General features: G+C 42.1%; 2 protein-coding genes. Both read right to left on the bottom strand.

Translation table 11 applies throughout. The annotated features are described in order from the left end of the window. Nucleotides 1-486: 486 nt before the first annotated feature. Nucleotides 487-1,122 carry a phosphate propanoyltransferase gene (pduL, locus tag ABLT31_RS38635; protein WP_367761018.1) on the bottom strand — a complete coding sequence of 212 codons (636 nt, stop codon included), beginning with the start codon at nucleotides 1,120-1,122 and terminating at the stop codon, nucleotides 487-489. A gap of 61 nt (nucleotides 1,123-1,183) precedes the next feature. Continuing rightward, the coding region (locus ABLT31_RS38640; protein ID WP_367761019.1) for a thiamine pyrophosphate-dependent enzyme at nucleotides 1,184-1,419 on the bottom strand (236 nt) is incomplete at its 5' end.

Below are 1,419 nucleotides of genomic sequence, written 5' to 3' on the forward strand. Positions count from 1 at the left end.
CAGGTGTCATACCGACTCGATTTTCATTGTTCTTAATCTCTTTAGGAACACCGATTATCATGGTTATCATCCTTTTCGTTATTTGATAGTAAAGTCTATAGTGGTAACGTTCAACCGCATATGCTGACAGTAGACAATTTATTCATGTCCTCACAATCTTCACATAGAAGGGAGTAAACACCATTAATTTTGGTACTTTTCAGCAAGAGGTTGCGTTCATATTTCAAATTACATTCCCATTTGTCCCCACAACCTATGCAAAGGATCTCTCTCCACATCGCATCGTAACCTCCCAACGTTTTTTATATTGATGATTAATAGTTTAAGAAATGGTGGACGCGTTCACAGAGAATTTGTATGAGAAACGGCGTCCACCAATGATTAGTTAGGCTTCGGTCAAAGATCAGGAAAGCTATGTTTCTTATAATCAAGCGATTGCTATGCCAGGAGAGTCATTATCTCCAAGTGATTTATTTATATAGAAGCTTATTTAATAATGAAGACTCGATCATCGGTTTTAAGCTTAGCAGCATTAGCTTCATCCGTATCAATGTGGAATTCCAAGCGATACCGATGACTCACTCGGACTTTTACATCATGAAATAGGATAGGTCGTTCTGTTTTTGATAGGACGAGCACAAGATCTCCATCGCGAACTTTCAATTGTAGGGCTTCTTCTTCAGACATATGAATATGCCGACTGGCAATAATGACACCTTCATGGAGATAAATCGATCCATGAGGCCCGATCATGGTAATCGGGCTGCTTCCAGCAAGATCCCCGGAATCTCTGATCGGAGGAGATATGCCTAAACGATGGGCATCTGTGAGAGCTACTTCCACTTGGGTTGTGCGACGAGCTGGCCCAAGTATTCTCACTTTATCGATCACACCTTTAGGTCCTGCTAACATGACAGTATCTTTTGCTGCAAATTGTCCGGGCTGGGATAGTTCTTTCAGAATTTGCAATTGATACCCCGGACCGAATAAAGCTTCGATATGGTCAGAAGAAAGGTGTACATGCCTTGCCGAAACCCCAACGGGAATATCATTAAGCTTTTCGGTGTTCATGAAGGATTGATTCATATCTTGGGTATTGGCAAGGACAGATTCTTTGCTCAAGGTAAAACACCCCCTTTCGAGTTCCGGACTATCTTGAGAAAAAAGAAGATCCTATCCTTTATTACCAGTTTCTATAATCCAAGTGAGCATACTTTTCTAATAGGCGAACCGGCATTTTCAACGCGTCTTTACGGAATGGAGGAGCCAATTGGGTACCATCCACCTGGATATCAATCACGGTAGGCTTATTCGATTCAATGGCCTTTTGGATGACGTTTCCTAATTCACTGGCATCTTCTACACGGATTCCAACCGCCCCCATGGACCGGGCCACTTCGGCAAAGTCTGGATTTTGAA

The sequence above is a fragment of the Ammoniphilus soli genome, assembly GCF_040813775.1.